The sequence below is a fragment of the Clostridium sp. 1001275B_160808_H3 genome (assembly GCF_015550425.1).
Classification (GTDB): Bacteria; Bacillota; Clostridia; order Clostridiales; family Clostridiaceae; genus Clostridium.
Genome location: NZ_JADNAT010000007.1, coordinates 42,664 through 61,474, shown reverse-complemented (window position 1 = coordinate 61,474; position 18,811 = coordinate 42,664). Strand labels below are relative to the sequence as shown.

At 29.6% G+C, this 18,811-nt stretch carries 7 protein-coding genes; all 7 read right to left on the bottom strand.

The window, feature by feature from the left end; genetic code table 11:
- Position 1: 1 nt before the first annotated feature.
- Positions 2–1,510: a sugar ABC transporter ATP-binding protein gene (locus I2A75_RS06875; RefSeq protein ID WP_195263735.1), complete on the bottom strand. Its 1,509-nt coding sequence runs from the start codon at positions 1,508–1,510 to the stop codon at positions 2–4.
- A gap of 96 nt (positions 1,511–1,606) precedes the next feature.
- Positions 1,607–2,596 carry an ABC transporter substrate-binding protein gene (locus I2A75_RS06870; RefSeq protein WP_195263734.1) on the bottom strand — a complete coding sequence of 330 codons (990 nt, stop codon included), beginning with the start codon at positions 2,594–2,596 and terminating at the stop codon, positions 1,607–1,609.
- A 322-nt stretch (positions 2,597–2,918) separates the two neighbouring features.
- The gene (locus I2A75_RS06865) at positions 2,919–4,802 is read right to left on the bottom strand and encodes a substrate-binding domain-containing protein (RefSeq protein ID WP_195263733.1); all 1,884 of its coding nucleotides are present in this window, start codon (positions 4,800–4,802) and stop codon (positions 2,919–2,921) included.
- Positions 4,792–6,003: a response regulator gene (locus tag I2A75_RS06860; protein WP_195263732.1), complete on the bottom strand. Its 1,212-nt coding sequence runs from the start codon at positions 6,001–6,003 to the stop codon at positions 4,792–4,794. The genes I2A75_RS06865 and I2A75_RS06860 overlap by 11 nt, the downstream gene beginning before the upstream one ends.
- Before the next feature lie 14 nt (positions 6,004–6,017).
- Entirely contained in the window at positions 6,018–7,799 is a 1,782-nt protein-coding gene (locus I2A75_RS06855) for a sensor histidine kinase (protein WP_195263731.1), read from the bottom strand.
- A gap of 116 nt (positions 7,800–7,915) precedes the next feature.
- On the bottom strand, positions 7,916–12,382 hold the full coding sequence (locus I2A75_RS06850; RefSeq protein WP_195263730.1) for a glycoside hydrolase family 2 TIM barrel-domain containing protein: 4,467 nt from the start codon (positions 12,380–12,382) through the stop codon (positions 7,916–7,918).
- 374 nt (positions 12,383–12,756) lie between these two features.
- Positions 12,757–18,063 (bottom strand): beta-N-acetylglucosaminidase domain-containing protein, encoded by a 5,307-nt coding sequence (locus tag I2A75_RS06845; protein WP_195263729.1) that lies wholly within the window; start codon positions 18,061–18,063, stop codon positions 12,757–12,759.
- Positions 18,064–18,811: the final 748 nt, after the last annotated feature.

Below are 18,811 nucleotides of genomic sequence, written 5' to 3'. Positions count from 1 at the left end.
ATTAATTACCTCCTGCTATAGTATTCATAATAATATTAGTTTCTAAGTCCTGATCCATAAGTTCCTTAATTTTAATCCTATCTCTTAAAACTATTAATCTACTACAAGTTCTTAGCATTTCATCTAATTCTGAAGAAATAAATATTACTGATATACCTTGCCTCGCTAAATCTAATACTAACTTTTGAATTTCAGCTTTTGTTCCAATATCTATTCCCCTTGTAGGTTCATCTAAAATTAAAAGCTTAGGTCTTGTTAATAACCATCTTGCCAAAATAACCTTTTGTTGATTTCCCCCACTTAATTCTTTTACAAGTTTTTCTGTAGATGGAGTCTTAATATCTAAAAGTTTAATATACTCTTTTGCAATTTTCTCTTGCTCTTTAATTGGAATATATTTAAACCAGCCTCTTTTTACTTGTAAAGCTAAAGTAATATTTTCTCTTATAGTTAAATTAGGTATTATACCTTCCTTTTTTCTATCCTCTGGACAATATGCAATTCCATTTTTCATTGCTTCTAGAGGGTTATTTATTTTACTTTTCTTATCATTTATAATTATCTCACCTGTATCTGCCTTTTCTATTCCAAATAATAAATTAACAAGTTCAGTTCTACCAGAACCTAATAACCCAGCTAATCCAAGTACTTCTCCCTTATAAATAACAGTATCAAAAGGGTTTAAAACATTTTTTTTACCTAAGTTTACTGCCTCCAATAAAATTTCTCTTTCACTTTTTATATTCTCAACTGGCTTGATATTTGAATTTATCTCACCATAATCTTTTCCAATCATTTTTCCTACTAGCTGAACCTTTGATAATTCACTAGTTTTATACTCTCCAACTAGCTTTCCATTCCTTAAAACTGTAATTTTATCTGTAACTTCATATACTTGGTCTAAAAAGTGAGTAACAAATATTATTCCTATACCTTGAGATTTCAAACTTCTCATTATTTCAAATAACTTTTCAACTTCTTTTTCATCTAGACTAGCTGTTGGCTCGTCCAAAATCAATATTTTAGCTTTAATATCAACTGCTCTTGCAATTGCCACCATTTGTTGAATAGCAATAGAATAACTATCTAATGTTTTTGTTACATCAATATCTATATTTAGCTTTTTCATAGCTAAACTTGCTCTTCTATTCATCTCTTTCCAGTTAATTGTTCCAAACCTCATAGGTTCTCTTCCAATGAATATATTTTCTGCTACAGATATGTTACTACATAGATTTACCTCTTGATATACTGTGCTAATCCCCAGCACTTGAGCTTCATATGTTGATTTTGGGTTTATTTTATCTCCTAAGAAAATAATTTCTCCACTATCTAGCTTTTCAACTCCTGTTAATACCTTAATTAAAGTTGATTTACCTGCTCCATTTTCTCCCATTAATGCATGTATTTCTCCACTATTTAAAGTGAAATTAACTTTATCTAATGCCTTAACTCCTGGAAATTCTATGCTTATATTATTCATTTTAAGTAATATATCTTTTTCTTTCATAGCTACATCTCCTTTTTTCAGATTTAACATAAGCTGTTGCAAATATAAATTATTAGATGCAACAGCTCACATTAAATTAAAGAAAATTAATTAAAATTAATACTTTCTATTTGGAAGATCTTGTGCTGCTGTATCTTGTCTAAATACACCTTCTTCTGATGGTATATATTTAGTAACATCTTTACCTGCAACTATATCTTCACAAACATCAAAGAATTGTGGTCCAAGTAGTGGATTACATTCAACTGTAACATTTAACTTTCCAGCTATCATAGCTTCAAATGCACCCTTAACTGCATCAACTGAAACAATCTTTATATCTTCACCTGGCTTTTTACCATACTCTTCAATAGCTTGAATAGCTCCTATTGCCATATCATCATTATGTGCAAATAAAGCATCTATATTTTCACCATCTGATTTTAAGAAAGCTTCCATAACTTCTTTACCTTTAGCTCTTGTAAAATCACCAGTTTGAGACTTAATAATTTTTATATCTGGATATTTTTCTTTTAATCCCGCTAAAAATCCTTCTTGTCTTCCAACTGCTGCTGAAGATCCTACAGTTCCTTGAAGCTCAACTATATTTCCCTTTGAATTTATTAATTTAGCAAGTTCATCTACAGCTTTTTTTCCTTCTTCTACGAAATCAGAACCTAAATAACAAGTATAAAGATCTTCTGAAACATCTGCCTTTCTATCAACTAATACTAATGGAATACCTGCATCCTTAACTTCTTTAAAAACAGTTTCCCATCCAGATTCAACAACTGGAGATACACCTATAACATCTACCCCCTGTGCTATAAAAGAACGAATTGACTTAATTTGATTTTCTTGTTTTTGTTGTGCATCAGAAAATTTTAGTTCTATTCCCCTCTTTTCAGCTTCCTCCTTAATAGAATTAGTACATGCAGTTCTCCATTCACTTTCTGCGCCTAATTGTGCATAACCTACAACTATTTTCTTATCTCCTCCAGATTCTCCTTTTCCTTCTTCTTTTACCTTATCTCCTCCGCCAGAACATCCAATGGAAAGAGCCATTGCTCCAGCAAGTACTAAAGATAATAACTTTTTAAATTTCATTTTAAATCCCCCTCATAAACCTTTTTGATTACGATTACAATTAAATTTTAATCCTATTCCCATAAAATGTATTTACAATAAAAAAGTATAATTTATAAATTTCTGCACAAAAAAGGACATGCACATCGCTTGTCCTTTAAATTTATTTTTCTTATTTATAATATTCTTTTGATTAAAACCATTAAAGCCATTAAAACCTTACATAAGAAATTAAAATTAATCTATTTCATAATTTGGAACAAATTATATCTCTGATTCTTTCATTTTTTCATTATTTTATTCTTTCGCTCTTTTATTCTTTCGCCCTTTCACTCTTTCGCTCCTAATAAGCTCTATTTAGCCATTCCCTATCAAAATTTTCTTCTTCAAATATCTTTTCATCTGTGATTATCATTCTTGTTGTATCTTTTCCACATAGTATATCCTTTGAAATCTTCATTATTTCTGGTCCAATAAGAGGATTACATTCTATTATGCAGTTTATTTTTCCTGATTTCATAGCTAAAATTCCTTGCTTTATTGCATCTATTGATACTATTTTTATATCTTTACCTGCCTTAATTCCATGTTCCTCAATAGCTTCTATTGCTCCAAGTGCCATATCATCATTGTGAGAAAAAACTAAAAGCTGTGAATTACTATATTTTTTATAGCTTTTATCAAGGAAATTTTTCATTGCTTTTTTGCCACCTTCAAATGTATAATTTCCACTATCAGATTCAACTATTTTTATATCATCTACTGCTGATACTACTTCTTCAAAGCCCCTTTTTCTTTCTGTAGTTGGTGTTGATCCTAAAATGCCTTGAATTTCGAAAACATTTATATTTTTGTCCAAATTTTCTATACACCATCTAGCTGCTCGCCTACCTTCTTCTTTGAAATCCGATCCTACAAATGTATTATATAAAGTCTTATCATCAATATTTATAGTTCTATCTGCTAATATGACTGGTATATTAGCTTCTTTTGCTCTTTTTAAAACTTCTTCAAAACCTTCTTCTTTAACAGGTGAAAAAGATATTATATCCACACCTATATCTATAAATCCATTTAATATATCTACTTGCTTTTCATAATTTAAATCTGCTTCTGCATAAATTAAATCAATACCAAAATCACTTGCTGCATTCTTTATGGATTTTTCATTAGCTTCTCTCCAACCACCTTCATTACCAACATTACAAAAACCCAAAGTTATTTTATCACTTTCCTTATTCGTTTCCTTTTTCAATTTATACTCATTAATATTCTCTTTAGTAATTAAACTACTTCTTAAAATAACTTTTTTAGGAATTCCCTTTTCTTTATTTAAAATATCAATTGCATATTGAATAGCTTCTTTCCCTCCGGTTGGACAAGTAAAAGTTCCATAAAATGTTCCTTGGTCAACTAGGTTTACTCCTCCCATTTCCCCTGTTAATCCATCTATTCCAATAAACTTTACATCTTTCTTATAATTAGAATTTTTATATGCATTATATGCACCTAATGCCATTGCATCATTATGAGCAAAAACTAAATCAATGTCATCATTATTCATAAAAATTTTTCTCATGTTATCTTCAGCTTCATCACGATTCCAATTTACACTAATATCACTTACTAAATTTATATTATTACATTGATTAATCCTACTTCTAAACCCATTGCTTCTTTCTATAGTTGCATTAGAAGTTAAATCACCTTTTATTTCAACAATATTCCCACCATTAACTTCAAGTAAATCTAAAACACAATCTCCAACTTGCTTTCCTAAAGTGTTATTGTCAGGCCCTATATATAAAGTATAATCATATCCCTCTACACCCCTATCTAAAACTATTACAGGTATATCCTTATAAACTTCAGAAACCTTTTTTGTAACACTGCTAGAATTTGATGGCGAAATGATTAGTAAATCTATATCAAAATTCATAAGCTTATCAATATCATCAATTTGCTTATTTGAATTTCCAACAGCATCTAAATATATAACTTGAATATTATTATAATTACTAGCTTCTTTTTTTATTTCCTCATTTATTTTAATTTGCCAGGGCTCCATCAATTGAGATTGAGAAACTCCTATAATATACGTTTTTTTTTCTCCACTATTATCAACTTTTACATTATTAAAAATTATTACTCCTACTGTTAATATAGAAAAAACTCCAAGTAGTATAATAGCTATAAAATAAACAAAATCTTCATATTTAATCTTCATTATTTATACACATCCTATAATCATTAGGAGACATACCCATATGTTTTTTGAAAACACTACTAAAATAATGTTGTGTACTATATCCTACAAGTCTTGATATCTCATATATCTTAATAGAAGGTTCCTTCATAAGCTCTATTGAATTTTGAATTCTAATATAAGTTAAATAATCTATAAAGTTCATTCCAAGCTCTTTCTTTAATAACCGTGTTAAATAAGTTTGACTAATTCCAAGTTTATTAGATAACTTCTCTATTGATAAATTCTCATCTCCATAGTTCTTTGCTATATATTTTTCAACTTCTAAAACAATAGGTGTTTTTTTACTTTTTTCTAAGATATTACTTTTTAATTTATCGAAAGTATCTTTAATTTCCATAGGATTATTACTTAGTAAAGATTTTTCAATTATAATGTCAATCTTAAATAAAGTACTTATTTTCTCTTCTAAGTTTATTAATACCTCTTTCCATACTCTTATAGATTCTACATCGCATAGTATTACTACTCTTGATGATGAATATTGAAAAACATATAAATTTTTAAAACTACTCATAAAATCCTTTGAAATATTAACAACACCATATGAAATTAACTCTCTCTCATTTTTGTTAACTATACCAACAAAATTCTTTTCTAATATTTTTATTAATGCAAGAGCCTTATTATTAGAATAATTTATATTAAAATTATCCATTCTTATTTTTAATTCATCAGCTTCTAATTTTCCATTTAACCAATCCTTGAAAAAGCTATCCTTTAAATAAGAAATATTATTTTCAAAAACCATGTTTTTAAAGCTTTCTTTTGCATTTTTCTTGCTTCTTAAAATAACCTCATCCTTTGCCTTTATAAATACATTATTAAAATTTTCTCTATCAATTGGCTTTAAAATATAGTCAAAAGCTCTAAGTCTTAAAGCCGCTTGTGCATAATTAAATTCGTCATGTCCTGATATTATTATTACAACAGGATTGCATAGCACCTTATTTAACTCTTCTATTAATTGAATTCCATTTAAAAATGGCATGCAGATATCTAACAATAATATATCTGGCTTCTTTTCTATAGCTAATTGTAGTGCTTCTTCTCCGTCCTCAGCTTCTCCTACTAGCTCCACTTCTTCTTCTTTCCAAGTTATTATACTTTTAATTCCTCTTCTTATCCTCGGCTCATCATCAGCAATTAAAACCTTAATCAAAGATAACTCCCCTCCTACCCTTTATAATCATTTTTAAATGGTAATCTTATTTCTACTTTTGTCCATTCTCCAAGCTCACTATAATAGTGTAGTCCGTAATTTTGTCCATAACTAAGCTTAATCCTAGTATTAACATTAGATATTCCATATCCAGATCCACTTTCCGAATCTATACAAAAACTATTGCTTGTCTCTAACATAGAATTTATATTTAGTAACTTTTCTTCTGTTATCCCGGCTCCATTATCTTCCACAGTAATAATTATTTCATCTGCAACTTTTCGAAAATTAATATAAATTTTCCCCCTGCCTCTTTTTTCTTTTATTCCATGATAAATAGCATTTTCTACTATTGGTTGAGTTATAAGCTTTAAAATCAAAGTATCCAAAATTTCATTATGAAAGTTTATCTCATAGCTTAATTTATCTTCATATCTATATTTTTGTATAATTAAATAGCTATTAATATGTTCAATTTCATCTCTAAGTTTAATAACTTCCTTTCCTTTATTTAAGCCAATTCTAAATACTTTCGTTAATGCAGCCACTAACTCAACAATATCCTTTGCATTATAATCCTCTGCCATCCAGGCTATGGTATCTAAAGTATTGTATAGAAAGTGTGGCTTTATTTGAGCTTGCAATGTCTCCATTTCTGCCTTTCTTTTACTTCTTTGCTCTTTATATACCATATTTATAAGTTTTTTTATTTCACTTACCATATGATTGAAACTATGCCCAAGTTCTCCAAATTCATTGCTATATTTATACTCTTCAAACTTTAAATCTAAATCACCTGATTCTACCCCCTTCATTAAAGTCCTTAATTCTCTAATAGGTGTTACAATACTATTTGTAAATAAAAGTGAGAAAAAAACAGCCAAAAAGGATGTAGCTATAGCTATTATTAAAGTAAACCTTTCCATAACTGTTATGTCTTTGGTTATATCCTCAAAAGAAAATACACCTATGCTTTTCCAACCCGTGACCTCACTTGTAGTGTACATTATCTTAAAAGTTTCATTATTTATAGAATGTATGAAACTATCGCTCTTATTATCAAAATTATTACTATTTATTCTATATATTATTGAATTAACTGGAGAATATACTATGTTATTATTATTATCTAAAAGATAAAAAAAACCTTTTTCTCCAATATAATTGTCTCTTATTATATCATCAAACTTTTTTAAATTAATATCAGCCATAACAACACCTATAGGTTTATTTGTCTCTTTATCTATAACGGCTTTGCTGATAGAAATTATATCCTCTGCACTATAACTTTTATATGACCTTAGATTTCTTCCAATAGGATTACTAAAAAAATATACTTTTCCACTTTCATTAATAGCCCCAGTGTACCATGTTTCTTTTATTAAAGAATCCCTTGTTTTTTTCTCTAATTCATTACTTATATATTTATTATAATTATTAACAATTAATAATCCAAAAATTTCAGAATTCACATCTGTATATACCTTTAAACTTTTCTTTATTCTATCCTCTAATATAGAAATTTCGCTAGAGCTAGAATCTTCTTCTGATTCTTTTAAAAAGTTTATTACATCCTCTGAATTAGATATATACATAAGAATATTTTCTACTGATTTTATATGGTTATCTATGTTCACTTCTATTTGTTTTATCATTTGCTCTGTATGCTGATTTACCTTCTTCTCAACAATCTTTGTGTAAATTAAATTTGCAAAGATTCCTAAAGTTGTTATAGGCAAAAAAGTTATAACCAAAAAAAATATTAAAAGCCTATTTCTTATCTTTCCTTTATACATAAATATCCAAATGCCCCCTAGTAAAATTATATATTTAATATACACAAAATGGAAGGTTAGTTTGGAAATAAATAATAGGCCAAAGGTTAATCTCCTAAGGCCTATATAAATAGATATTATTTTAATTCATATTTTCTTTTTCTTAATATAACTATTCCTACTCCTACTAGTACTAAAGATATTACAAGTATTTGAGTACTTGATACAACTGAACCAGTTGAAGGCAATTTATCATTACTACTTCCATTTGAATCACTTGGCTCATTTACATTTCCTTGATTATTTGACCCACCTTGATTTCCTGGATCACTTGGATTTACAGGCTTCTCTGGATTATTTGGATCACTTGGATCTGATGGTTCTGTTGGTTCTTCTGGATTACTTGGATTTTCTGGGTTACTTGGAGTTTCTGGATCTGTTGGATCACTTGGATCTACAGCTTCTGGAATTTTTTCGAATTTAGCATTCAATACTACATCGGAGCTAACTATAAATCTGTAAGTTGCATCTTTGCTGACCTCTTTTCCATCTTCATCGAACCAACCTATGAAGTTGTATCCTTTATTTGCTGTTGCAACTAAAGTAGCTTCTTGACCTTCTACATATTTTCCTGTTCCAGCAATTGAACCACCTTCTGTTTTGTTTACTGTAACTGTATATTCCTTTGGTGCTGGTAATACATAATTTACAGTATAAATATTTTTAGATCCATCTTCTGCACGTACAACTATTGTTGATTTATTATTATGAATTGGTAATATAGTTAATGCTGCATTTTCTTCTGAAGTTGCTTCAACTAATTCTGGTAATTTTTCTAAATTAATTGAGTATTCATTTATAGTTGGATCAAAGTTTTCTAAAGCTTTACCATCTATTTTTATTTCTGTTAAAGTGTTTGTAGTTTTAGCATTTTCTTGCACTACATATTCATAAACTTTTACTTCTGTTAATCCAATACAATTTCCAACTTGTGGTTGTTGTATATAAATTCTAATGCTATCAGTATTTATAACCTCATTTAAGAAATAAGTTGTTTCTCCTGCTGCATGTGATACTTCTGTTGTATTTGTATGTGGAGCAACAACATACTCTCCATTTTCATTTTTATAGCTAATTTCAACTTTCTTTGGAATTCTTGCACTTAAGTTATCTGTAAATAACCATAAATCTAGACGATCTATATCATATTTGTTATTCCAATCAAATTGGACATATGCTCCCTTAGGCTCACCATTTTCTCCAGTTAAATTACGCTCATTCCAGTTTGTCCAACGCTCATTAACATTTTCTCCACCATTTGTAATTCCATTATTGATAGAATTTAAGTTATCTGCTGTTACTACGCAACTTTGAGATAATGTTGGGATATCATCATTTTCACTTGAATTATTTATAGCAAGATTTCTAGCTGCTTTTAAAGCTGGAACTACACGTACATTTGCTATAACATTATAAGTTTCCTCTAATAACTCTACAGTACCAGGAACAGTAACATTTGTATTTTCAGTTGAAAAATCAAGACCATCAAGATTCCAATTAACAACAAACTCTTCTGATTCAGTACCATTTGCTAAATATCCTTTTACTGTCTTAGGAAGCGTAGGTGTATTTCCTGAATATGTGAAAGTTGATACATTTTCCATTGAAACTACATCACCAATTACATGTACATTAACAACTACTGCAATATCTGTTCCTGATAATTTACCTGTAATTTTAAATATTTGAGGAGCACTTAATTGAGCTTCATCATATTCATTCCAATCAACTTTTAAAGTTTCAGTAGTACCATCACTATATCTAGCTGTAACTTCTTTTGGTAATAATGGCTTTTCTTCTAATGATACATAATAATCTTTAACTATATCATAAGATTCTATATATTTGTTATCACCTGCTGTATTTACAGTATTGATAGTTATAGATTTAGATTCTAATCCTTCACCTGAAACAGTTAAAGTCATTTCGCCTGCATCCTTAGTTGATTGAACTATAACTAAAGCCTTACCATTAAATGCACTTCTAGTTCCTGATTTATCAGTTGCTGGTTTATACCTATCTGTATCAGCTGCATTTCCATTATCTAAACCAACTATTTTACCATTTCCCTCAAGGGTATAAGTTAATCTATTATTTGCACCTGAAGCTATATTTCCATTTGCGTCTACTAAGTCAACAGTAATATAAGATAAGTCATATCCATCTGCACTTATAGTAGTTTTATCAGCACTTAAATCTACAGTAGATACTTCTCCATAAGTTGTAACTGAAGATCTACCTTCTGTGTTAGTTAACAAATTACCTTCCTTATCATATCCCTTTGCTTCTATTGTTCCAGCTTCATATGGAACAATAAAACTTGGATATAGTGAATCGTTTTCAAAAGTGTAATACTTATACCCTGCATCGGTTATATTCTCTGTTGCTGTTTTAGTTCCAATTAGTTTTCCATTTACATACAATTCAACTTTATAAGCATCTGTAAATACATCAACTTGAACATTTCCATTTTCAACTGGGATATCTTCTTCATTCCATGTTGGTAATACATGTAAGGTGTTTACATCATCATTCCATTGACTTTGATATAAATAATAAACGTCTTTTTCAAATCCAGCTGTATCAACTATACCAAAGTAACTTGATTTTGGAGCTGCTCCAACTCCTCCACCAACAGTACCAGTTCCTGTACCATTCCAAGGTGTAGGTTCTCCAATATAATCAAAGCCTGTCCACACAAATTCCCCTGCATTATAGTCATGCTTTATTGTGTATTTCCATGCATCACTTGCAGAGTGTCCCCAACCTACTTTATTTGCATTATTATCAAACTCAGGTAATTGAAGATCCCTTCTACTTTCATTGTTATGATTTCTAACTTTGTAATATCCTCTACTATGAACTGCACTACTAGTTTCTGATCCATAAAGTATCCAATTACTTTTGCTATTTCTTAAACTGTTAAATTGATTTTCATTAGCATAGTTAAACCCTACTATACCACCATTATTAGCAATAACATCTGAAATAGCTATAGCTCTATTATCCAATCCCTTACTTTTGTTGTCTCCAATAGTAACAGGTCTAGTTGTATCTTCATCTTGAATCCAATTAACAATATTTTCTGCAATTGTAGCATAGTTAGATGAATTTCCTCCTATCCCTTCTAAAACTTCATTTCCTATTGACCACATAATTACTGATGGATTATTTATTGAAGTTTTAACCATTGCTCTAGCTTCAAATTCTCCCCAAGACATTCCTGGTTCCCCATTAATTATCTGGTTACCTTCTTCTATAGGAGTATTGAAGAATTTAGCAAAATCATTTACATTACCATTCTTAGAGTTTGTCCAAGTATCGAATGCTTCATTTATAACTAAAAGTCCTAATCTATCACAAATTTCTAATAACATTTGACTTGCTGGATTATGAGTAACACGAATTGCATTTACACCCATTTCCTTCATTATCTCCATTTGACGCTCAACAGCTCTATAATAAGATGCTGCTCCTAAAGCTCCTTGGTCATGATGCATACAAACACCCTTAAGCTTCATATTCTCCCCATTTAGCGAGAAACCTGTATCTCTATCAAAATTAAAATATCTGAATCCAAAGTCTACATAATAAGTATCAACTACTTTATCATTTACTATAACTTCATTTTTTACTTTATACATATTAGGGTTATCAACTGACCATAAAATTGGATTATTTACTACTGCAGTTTGCTTAAAAGTAAAACTTCCATTTGCAACTATATTTTCAGTTGTTTCTACTGGATTACTAACCGCTTCCCCATTAGAATTTACAACAGTAGTTTTAAGTTTAATATCATTATTATTATCTGATTCATTTTCTACAATTGTCTCAACTACTACATCAACATTTCCTCCTTTTTGTGATTCAACTTCTGGTGTAGTAACAGTTGTTCCTAAATGTGAAACATGGATAGAATCTGTAACTGTTAAAGTAACATCTCTATATATACCACTTCCTGAATACCATCTACTACTTGGAATTGGATTTTTTACTTTAACGGCTATTATATTTTCAGTTTCACCGTCACATATTAATTCATCAGTAATATCAAAAGCAAATGCTGTATAACCATAGTTATGTTCACCTACTAGCTTACCATTTACATAAACTTCAGCATTCATATAAACACCATCAAAATTTATAGTAAATTCTTTACCTTCATACTTTTCTGGAACAACAAAATGCTTACGATACCATCCAGTACCACCTAATAAAAACCCACTTTCTGCTTCACCTTCAACAGTAAAATCTCCTTCAATACTCCAATCATGTGGTAAGCTTAAAGAACGCCAAGATGAATCATTAAAATCAACTGCTTCTGCACCTGCTTGATCACCTTTGTAAAAGCGCCAATCTTGGTTAAATAATGTAGATCTTTCTCCATCCTTAATAAAACCTACATACACTGTTTCAGCATTTTGCTTTTGCTTAATTTCAGAGCTTAAAGATATTGCAGATGTTCTATTTGTTGGTACTAAGCTAGTCATTACAGACATCCCTACCAATAAAGCACAACATTTTTTTTGAAATGGTCTCATCTCAAATCCTCCCCTTATAAAATATCTTTTTTATTTATTTGAACAATATTATTAAGCATAAATTTTTTAATCTTATATAAGTGCTATTTAGCTATAATAATATCGATCGAAACTATATAAAACACTGAAATACTATTTTTTTGATACTATAACTTCAAAATAATTAACCACATTTAAAACTTCTTTAACTAATATTGCGAATGTTATTTCACTTAATTTATTACATATTTCACATTATATCACTATATTTCACTCTAATGTAATCATTTACTAAACCTATTAGAAATTTATAGATTTATCTAAGAATTTTCATAATTTCAACTTGTAATAATTAAGCCCCAGGGGAAATTCCCTGGGGCCAAGAAGAATGGAAATTACTTTCTTCTTCTTAGTACAGTTCCAGCACCAATAAGTGTCACTGCAATTCCTACTAATGCAAGTGATGAAGTTCCCCCTGTTAGAGGTAAATTACCACTACCATTATTAGAAGATCCACTGTTTCCAGAGCCTCCATTATTAGAATTGTTATTACCATTGTTGCTGTTGTTATTGCTGCCATTATTATTATTATTATTGTCTCTTACTACTAGCTGATCTATTGCTTTTTGTAATTCAAGCTCTGCTTTTAATACATCAGCTTCTGTAGCATTTTTATCTTTTAATACTTTTTTAGCTGCTTTTAATTTTTCACTAAGGACTTCAAAACTTTCTTTTGTGTAATCCTTCTTCTTATAACCTTCTGCTTTATTTATTAAAGCTTCAAGTCTTTCTTTGCTTGGTTTTACTTTTAATTCAGAGAAAGCTTTAAATAATTCATCATAAGCTTTTTGAATTTCCTCTTCTGAAGCATTCTCATTTAAAAGAACTTCCTTTGCAATTTCTAATTTATCTTTTAAGGCATTCCAGGATTCTTCTGTATAGTTTTCACTATTTAAGTTCATTATCTTTTCTATTAAATCAGTTAAAGCTCCTTTATCTGTATTTTCAAAAGATAAAGATTCTATTGCTTTAGTTAATCTAGCTACTGATGCATCTATAACTTCTTGTGTTGCTTCTTCATCTGCTAGTATAGCCTTAGCTTCTTCTAAAGCTTCTTTAAATTCAGCAACTAATGATTCATCTTCAACTTTTGAAAGGTCTTCTTCTGATATTGAACTTGCTTTATCAACTAAAGCTTGTAATTGTTCTTTATTTGCAGGTTTATTTTCAACTACAACTAAAGAATCGATAGCTTTATCAACATTCTCTATAGCTTCTGTTACCATATCTTTTGTTGCATCAGCATTAGCTAAAACAGTATTTGCAGCTTCTAAAGCTTCCTTAAGAGCATTGAATGTTGCTTCTGTGTACTCTACATCACTACCTATAATAGCATTTGCTTTATTAATAACAGCTTTTAAATCTTGAATATCAACTAATCCAGTTATTGCATTTACTAAATCTTCTTTAGCTTTATCAATATCAGATTGACTTGCACTTGCTAAATTATCTAATATAGATTTTGCAGCTTCTAAAGCTTCAGTAAATATAGCAAAACTTCCTGATGTGTAGTTTTCTGCTATATACTCATCAGAAGATGCTATTAATTCTTCTAAATCAGTTATATTTGGTATATCATAATTGTTGATTGTAACTATTTCATATATAGTAGGAGCTACCCCTTCCCAATCAATTCTTATTTCATAAATGTTATCATACTCAGTATTTAGAATTTCATTTAAACTCTTATCTAGTGTTCCAAGTTCATTCCAAATCTCTTGTCCATCTTCATCATATCCAGTTCTAACCATAACTTTAGCATTTGAAATACCATTACCACTTTGAACAATGTTTATTTTCTTAACATCTGTATTTTCAGATAAACGATATGTTAAGCTTCCTGATTTTATTTGTCCATTATTAGTATTTGGTTTATATGCTGTAGTTAAATCGCCATCTTTAATATTTTGTGGTCCAAATCCTTCTACCTCTATTGGATTAGAAACAAAAGTTGGATCATTTACATTTGGAACATATTCACCATCATTAATTAAGATTTCGCTTATTTTAACCCATCTATGCATATAATTTGCAGTAAATAGTATTCTTAAATATCTTGCTTCTTTAGCTGAATCTAATTCACCTTTTACAAAAGCATGAGAAATTGGAACTATAGTTGTACTATCTCCATGGTCATATCCAGCATCAACTGGCTTAGCATCCATATCGCTATTATCATTTTCTACGCCATCACCAATAGTTATTACATCTGTCCATTCTTCTCCATCTAAAGATATTTGGAATTTAGCATCTCTTAGGAAATCTCTTTCTGTATCTAATACAGCATAAGTAATATTACTTATATTCATAGTTTGTCCTAAATCAAATACTATGCCACTATCTTTTCTTGGGAAAGAATCAAATGATGCTGATGAATTGAAGTTTTTATCAAATATGCTTTCTACTTTACCATTAATTTTTACAAATGATTCTACTATAGATGGCGCATATATTTCATTAGACTTAACTTCAAATTTATTTAAATTGAAAGTAACATCTTTATTTGCTATTAATCTTACATATCTAGCATCTTGTAAATTACTTCTTGTTTCTAAATTAACATCAGTCCACTCTAATCCATTCATAGATGTTTGTAATGCTAATCCATCCATATTTGATACTTCTAAAGCTATTTCACTTAAGTCCTTAATTCTATCTAACTTAATTCCTATATATTCATTAGCCTGTAAAGTTATATTTTCTTTTGGAGCTAGCTTTGTTAACTCTTCATTTTCAAAAATTGATGCAAGCTCTAAATCAGTATTTGTATAAACATTCTTTGTTGATACCTCTGAGCCATACTTTTTAACACTAATTTCTGAGAAGATTACCCATTTATGTGCCTCTTCCTTGTTAGTTAATCTAACATATCTAGCTTCTTTTCCTTCAAGATTTTCTTCAATTATATCTTGTCCACTATCTTTTCCTGTATATTCTTTAAATGTTGTCCAATCTTGATTGTTTATTGAATATTCTAATTTATAGCTAGACCATTTATCGCCTGAACCATTTCTTCCAACAACAAATCTAACATCCCCTACTGGAATTACTAAACCTAAATCTACTCCAATGTAATCTCCAGCATAACTCATATCTCCTGTATGAGTTTTATACCAAACATCAGTTGAGTCATTACCATCTAATAAGTTTGACTCAGATCCACTATAAATTCCTTGCCATCCTGGAGTTCTTATTATAGTAGCATTTATTTCATTATCTTCTTCTACAATATCATCTTTATTAATTATTATGTCTTTAACACCAAACCATGTATTTGATTTATCTTTAGTTGCAATAACACGAACTCCCATTGCATCAAGATTTAAACCATCAACAACAATTTTACTTGGCATAGTATAAACTTCTTCATTTAAATCTATCCATTTTCTACCATCTACTGTATATTGAAGCTTAGCTTCTTGCATTGTGTCATTTGGGTTAGAAATAGCACCTAATGAAAATTCTATGTCTTTAATATTAATTACTTTATTGTACTTAACACCAATATAAGTTCCTGCTACTATAGAATTTGGATTCTTATAAACAACTTCAGTTGAAGGATTGTTATCTAAAACATTTGATAAGTTTCCAGCTGGAACATCTGATCTATTAGTTATAACAGATGCAACTACCTTAGATGGATCTACTATCCCAGAAACTATTGGAGCTAAAGCTTGTTCCATTGTTTTTATAAATGGAACAATATGTTGAACACCTACTTCTGCATATTCAGTATGATCTACATAATGAAATCCATAAGTCTTTGAATTTTCAAATGCAGCTTGTGCTTCTGAATAGTTTGTCCAAACATCATTATTATTTCCTTCTTCATTTGCAATAATAGCTTTTAGATATCCAATTGCTGCTGTTGTTGTATCTTCCCAGCAATTTAACCAGTAAATTATTTGATCTCTTGTCTTTGCATTTCCTGGATTATTTTTATAATAAGCTGCTGCATCTTTAATTTTTGTAAACTCTTCAATTAATGCTAATGCATCTTCTTTAACAAGTGCACCTGAATCATATTTTTCTTTAAATGCTGTTAATTTAGGAGCTAATTCGATAGATTCTTGTAATGCAGTAACACGACCATCCATATTTTGATTTATCATGTGCTTACTAATTTCACGTAAAGCAGATGAAGCTTCAGTTTCTATCGCTGTATTATGATCCATATATTTAAATGAATCATTCCAGTTTTTATCTGCCTCTGCTTTAGTCTCCCAAATGTTCCAAGAATAATCTGCAACTGCAAATAGAGCTGATTTGTTAGCTTCTGATTGTTGCATTGGATTTAGCATTATTCCTTCAATAAGTGTTGGATCTACTCCTGGATGTAAAAATGTATCATTACCACCCATAATTAAATGTTTCTTAGAGTTATCTGAACATGGCCAGTTAATCCAATAATATGGTGCTCTACCTGTATTATTTTTGAATGTTTGTGAGAAATTTTGAGTTACTTCTCCCCAAATTCTTCCACCAGTCATAACAAGTTGTACATTTTCTGGAGCTTGTTGTAAATAGCTAAACTCATTACTTGATCCATTTCCCATATAATCAAAAGGAATGTATGGTAATGTAGTTTTCATATCAGGATATTGTGCCTTTACTTCAGTTTCTAACCAAGTAGTTATATCGTTTACTAATCTAAGACCAAGTTCTCCTCCTGGATTAGCAAAGTCATCTGCAAGTATAGCAATTTGTCTAACACCTTGATCTATAACTTGTTTAAGCTTAGCTTTTAAATCAGCTAAATCATTTTGATACCCTGCTTCATCTTTATTTATTCCAAAGGCATCGTTTCCTGGAAATGGATGAATTCCATATACAAATCTACACTTAGAAGCATTACCTGCATCTGCTAATTGCCTAATCCATGTAAGCTCGTCTTCAGTATAAAGTGAACGCCACTGAACTCTATGCTTTGGATCATCTTTAGGAGCATAGAAGTAAGCATTTAATTTATAATACCCGCCATAAGTCATAAGATCACTTCTGTCTTCTACTGACCATGGATTTCCGTAGTATCCTTCTATAAATCCTCTAGTAACTACGTTTGCATAATCTTCAATTTTAAAATTCCTTATTATATTATTATTTATTTGATTTACTACATGATATAAAGTTGTTAACCCATAAAAAGCTGCATCCGTATCTTTTCCAAGAACAGTAATAACATTATTATCAGCAGCTAAGAAATAAGAATCAATTTTACTAAAAAGATTTTCTGTTGATAAAGTATATTTGTCTGCATACTGATCAACAAATTCACCAGAACCCTCAATCCCTACTAAAATATTAGTTTTTCCATCAACAACTGCATTAGATGATGAAACTTCATAGCCAATGTTATGTGCTTTTAAAATTTCACTTTCTAAGCGAGTCTTGGTATAGCTATCTATACCAGTTTCATAAACAACGTTTACACCATTATTAAGATTAGAACTTCCATCGTTATACTCTATTCTTTGTGGTGATGGATAAATTTCATACTCAGTATTTTCTACTGTAGTGACTTCAGCATTAGGTACTCCATTAGACAGAGTTTCAGCCGATACACTAATTGTGCCTGACATATTCGATAATAATATGGCTCCAGTAAGCATTGCTGATAAATACCTTTTAGATTTTTTTATCATCGTCTCTTTCCCCCTTAAATTTATTTTGTTATGCATTTGATCTAACAAAATGGATATATTTAAGTTTGATTTTTCTATAACTGTACTTCGAATTTGCTTCTTCTATAATTTGACTGTTGCGTAGATTTGCACACATTCCCTCATTTGCTTCCAAGTAAACATAATATGGGTTTACTTTTAGTGCATTGTTGCATAAAAAAAGCCGAAAAGAATACTAACTCCTTTTCAGCTAATGCTCAAACTTAATTGATTACACGCTAATTCAACAAATACATGACAATGTTTTCATATATATTCTAGTATATTTTACCTTTAATTACAATAACTTTTTTCTAAAATTTTATCATTTTTTTGTATATGTTTTAATACTTATACTCATTCAATTATGAATTCTTTTTAAAATGTAATCTTTTTGACTATCATTACTATTAAGAAGAAGTTCCATAAAACTTTCATCCTCGATTAATTTCATTATTTGTGTTATTAAATCAATATGATTTTCACTACTAACACTAGCAATAGTTATAAGTATTCTGACATTTTTATGACTAGCAAATACAATTGGAGTTTTAAAAGTGCTTATTGTTATTCCAAAACTATTAACATATCTTCCAGGCTTAGCATGAGGTATTGCTATTTCATCATCAACTACAATTTAAAAGGGAAGTAAAAAACTCCCCAAACATATGGGAAGTTTTTTATTATCTACTTCAATTAATTGTACCTATGTAATATTGAAAATTATAAA

Excerpts from the sequence above, each read along its gene's own strand:
- I2A75_RS06875 (WP_195263735.1), bottom strand. The coding sequence starts at position 1,510 with ATGAAAGAAAAAGATATATTACTTAAAATGAATAATATAAGCATAGAA.
- I2A75_RS06870 (WP_195263734.1), bottom strand. The coding sequence starts at position 2,596 with ATGAAATTTAAAAAGTTATTATCTTTAGTACTTGCTGGAGCAATGGCT.
- I2A75_RS06865 (WP_195263733.1), bottom strand. The coding sequence starts at position 4,802 with ATGAAGATTAAATATGAAGATTTTGTTTATTTTATAGCTATTATACTA.
- I2A75_RS06855 (WP_195263731.1), bottom strand. The coding sequence starts at position 7,799 with ATGTATAAAGGAAAGATAAGAAATAGGCTTTTAATATTTTTTTTGGTT.
- I2A75_RS06850 (WP_195263730.1), bottom strand. The coding sequence starts at position 12,382 with ATGAGACCATTTCAAAAAAAATGTTGTGCTTTATTGGTAGGGATGTCT.
- I2A75_RS06845 (WP_195263729.1), bottom strand. The coding sequence starts at position 18,063 with ATGATAAAAAAATCTAAAAGGTATTTATCAGCAATGCTTACTGGAGCC.